Here is a 3,720-nt window from a genome sequence, read left to right as displayed (position 1 = left end):
GTATCGAGATCGGAGCAGACAAATGCGTGAAACAGTCATCGTCGAAGCCGTGCGGACACCGGTCGGCAAGCGCAACGGTGGGCTCTCCGGTATGCACCCGGCGGACTTGTCGGCATTGGTGCTGGGCGAGTTACTGCAGCGCACCGGCATCGGTCCGGAGATCATCGACGACGTGGTCTGGGGATGCGTGTCGCAGGTCGGGGACCAATCCGCCAACATCGGGCGTTACGCGGTGCTGGCCGCCGGGTGGCCGGAGAGCATCCCGGGCACGACGGTCAACCGGGCGTGTGGTTCCAGCCAGCAGGCGCTCGACTTCGGGGTGCAGGCGGTGATGTCCGGCCAGCAGGATGTCGTCGTGGCTGGCGGTGTTGAGGTGATGAGCCGAGTGCCGTTAGGCGCGGCGAGGGCCACCGGGATGCCTTACGGGCCCAAAGTCCTTGCCCGCTACGGTGATTTCTCCTTCAACCAAGGGCTCTCGGCCGAGATGATCGCCAAGAAGTGGGGGTTTTCTCGCACCCGGCTCGATGAGTATTCCGCGCTCTCGCACGAACGGGCTGCCGCGGCCCAGGACAACCGTGCGTTCGATGAGCAGATCGTCCCGGTTTTTGTCGACGACACCGCAGTCGCCGCCGACGAGGGCATCCGGCGCGGCACCACGGTCGAGAAACTGGCCGGGCTCAAGCCCGCGTTCGTCGACGACGGGGTGATTCATGCCGGCAACTCCTCGCAGATCTCCGATGGCGCGGCGGCGCTATTGGTGATGACCTCACAGGCCGCGCTCGAGCTCGGGTTGACCCCGCTGGTGCGGTATCGGGCCGGCGCGGTGACCGGGGCGGACCCGGTGCTGATGCTCACCGGTCCCATTCCTGCCACCGAAAAGGTGCTGACCAAGGCCGGTGTTTCACTCGACGAAGTCGGTGTGTTCGAGGTCAATGAGGCGTTCGCCCCGGTGCCGCTCGCCTGGTTGGCCGAAACCGGCGCCGACCCGGACCGGGTCAACCCGTTGGGCGGAGCCATCGCCCTCGGTCATCCCCTCGGCGCGTCGGGTGCGGTCTTGATGACCCGGATGGCACACCATATGCGCGACAACGAGATTCGGTACGGATTGCAGACCATGTGCGAAGGCGGCGGCACCGCCAATGCCACACTCGTAGAACTTGTTGCTTAACAGGGGATTTCATGCGTCGAGACCTGTTCACCGAAGATCACGAGGCGTTCCGGGAGTTGGCGCGCGACTTCATCGACAAGGAGGTTGTTCCTGCCTATCCAGAGTGGGAGAAGGGCGGGCGGATGCCACGCGCTGTCTTCCAGCAGATGGGTGAGCTCGGGATGCTCGGGATGGCGATTCCCGAGGAGTACGGCGGTGCCGGCATGCCCGACTACCGCTACAACGTCGTGCTGCAGGAGGAGGCTGCGCGGGCGTTGGTGACATTGTCGACGGTACGCACCCAACTCGAGGTGATCCTGCCGTACTTCCTGCACTATGCGAACGAAGACCAGCGCAAGCGGTGGTTTCCGGGCCTGGCCGACGGGACGCTGCTCACCGCCGTCGCGATGACCGAACCAGGAACCGGGTCGGATCTCGCGGGTATGCGCACGACGGCCGTGCGGGATGGAGATCACTGGATCGTCAACGGCGCCAAGACATTTATCACCGGCGGCATGCAGGCCGACCTCGTGATCGTCGTTGCCCGCACTTCCACCGACCCTGACAACCGGCGCAAGGGCCTGACGCTGCTCGTCGTCGAGGACGGGATGGAGGGCTTCACCCGCGGTCGCGAACTGGAGAAGATGGGCTGCAAGGTCCAGGACACCGCCGAACTGTCCTTCGTGGACGTTCGTGTTCCGCTCGAGAACGTTCTGGGCGACGAGGGCGAGGCGTTCGGGTACCTGGGCCACAACCTGCCGCAGGAACGACTGACGGTTGCGGTCGGGTCGGTGGCGCAGGCGCGCTCGGCGATCGCAGCGGCGATCGACTACACCAAGGACCGCAAGGCTTTCGGGACTCCGGTGGCCTCGTTCCAGAACACCAAGTTCGAACTGGCCGCGTGCTCCACGGAGGTGGAGGCCGGCCAGGCGATGCTGGACCGTGCGGTCGCGCTGCACGTTGAAGGGGAGTTATCGGCCGCCGATGCGGCTCGAGTGAAGTTGTTCTGCACAGAGATGCAGGCCCGTGTCGTGGACCGTTGCCTGCAGCTCTTCGGCGGCTACGGCTACATGATGGAGTATCCGATCGCCCGGTTATACACCGATGCGCGCGTCGCACGCATCTACGCCGGAACCAGCGAAGTGATGAAAGTGATCATCGCCAAGTCGCTCGGTTTGTGACTGCGCCAAGAAAGCCAGAAAAATTCGTGAGCTGAGACCCTTGTCACCGTCGGCGAACCAACCTACTGTGTGTTCAGTTGGTTGGTTGGGCGAAGGAATCCGGTGCCAGAGACACGGCCATATGACTCGCTGCGGGCGAAGGGCGAGGACCGCAAACAGCGGATCCTGGCCGTTGCCCAGCGACTGCTGACTCGCAACGGGTGGCGCAATACAACGCTGGCCCAGATCGCCGGCGAGGCCGGCGTCAGCCCCGCCGGCCTGCTGCATCACTTCGAATCCAAAGAACAGCTGCTGCACGCGGTGCTCGATATCCGCGACGCCGATGACGACTCGCACGCGGACCGGGCCGGCGATCTGATCGCAGAAATCGCCGCGGTCGCCGATCGGTTCTACCGGTCGCCCGAACTCGTCGGCACCTACAGCGTGCTGCTGGCCGAGAGCATCGATCCTGACGCTCCGCTGCACGACCGCCTCGCCGCCAGATACCAGGGTTCGGTCGACATCATCACCGAGCTGATCCGGCGAGGTCAGCGTGCCGGCCGGTATCGCATGGACCTGGACGTGACCGTCAAGGCGGTCCAAATAATTGCCTTCATCACCGGAATGGAGACCACATGGTTGCTCAATCCTTCGATCCCGCTGACCGAGGTCTTCAAGGAATACTCGGAGTCGTTGGAGCGGGACATGGCACCGCCGAGCTCGGCATGAGGTACCGGCTCGATGTGGTCGCTGCCGATGTCGCCGATGTGGTGAGATTCGCCGGTGGCTGGCTGTTCGACCGGGCGATGGCCGGCTGGGATGTCACCGTGCTGCTCGTCGACCATCCTGACGAGCGACCGCTGCAGATCCTCGGCGCCCAGATCCTCGACTTGGAATACGCGCTGGCGACGGCCGGTCAGCGGCCGCCGCCCCAGACCCTGGCGGCTGCGGCTGACCTCTTCGGCTGCGACTCCCGCGTCCGGCAGGGCGTCGTGCAAGCCCTGGACCAGGGTGCCACCGAGGTCACCTTGTGGGGCAAGACCTGGCCGGCCGAACTGGACGACAGCGTCGGCCTGGTCCAGCACCGGCTCAGCGCCGCGGCCCAGGCGTTCAAGGCCCAGGCTTTCGCGGCCGCCGCGATGCCGCTGGAGTCGATTGCGCTGGTCGAGACGTTCCGCAGCCGGGTGATGGCCTGCCCGTCGGTCGAGGCGGACCTCATTCCGGCCAGCTGAACCCCGGCCTCTTCGGGCTGCGTTGACGTCGCGGCATGCTCTGTGGAAATCTAATACTCATAGCTGAGAGGGACGTTCTCACTAGCCGAGATTGCCGAACGGAGCAGAAGATGGTGAAGGACTTCACCGAGATGGATTTCTTCCGTGGCAGCGAGCTGATCGCGGACCCTTACCCCTATTA

At 64.9% G+C, this 3,720-nt stretch carries 4 protein-coding genes; all 4 read left to right on the top strand.

The genetic code is table 11. The features are described from left to right. Positions 1 to 22 precede the first annotated feature (22 nt). The 4 genes from WBF82_RS20735 (at position 23) to WBF82_RS20720 (ending at position 3,539) form a co-directional block, all read left to right on the top strand. Entirely contained in the window at positions 23 to 1,168 is a 1,146-nt protein-coding gene (locus WBF82_RS20735; protein ID WP_424384812.1) for a thiolase family protein, read from the top strand. A gap of 11 nt (positions 1,169 to 1,179) precedes the next feature. Beyond that, a complete protein-coding gene (locus tag WBF82_RS20730; RefSeq protein ID WP_424384811.1) occupies positions 1,180 to 2,328 on the top strand; it encodes an acyl-CoA dehydrogenase family protein in 1,149 nt (382 codons plus the stop codon). A 102-nt stretch (positions 2,329 to 2,430) separates the two neighbouring features. Further along, the gene (locus WBF82_RS20725) at positions 2,431 to 3,036 is read left to right on the top strand and encodes a TetR/AcrR family transcriptional regulator (protein ID WP_424384810.1); all 606 of its coding nucleotides are present in this window, start codon (positions 2,431 to 2,433) and stop codon (positions 3,034 to 3,036) included. Then, positions 3,033 to 3,539 (top strand): hypothetical protein, encoded by a 507-nt coding sequence (locus WBF82_RS20720; protein ID WP_424384809.1) that lies wholly within the window; start codon positions 3,033 to 3,035, stop codon positions 3,537 to 3,539. Before WBF82_RS20725 ends, WBF82_RS20720 begins: the two co-directional genes overlap by 4 nt. Positions 3,540 to 3,720 lie beyond the last annotated feature (181 nt).

Origin of the sequence: Mycobacterium sp. (assembly GCF_049673265.1) — a bacterium.
In the GTDB taxonomy this organism is placed as follows: Bacteria; Actinomycetota; Actinomycetes; order Mycobacteriales; family Mycobacteriaceae; genus Mycobacterium.
This window is presented reverse-complemented; position numbering and strand designations above follow the sequence as displayed.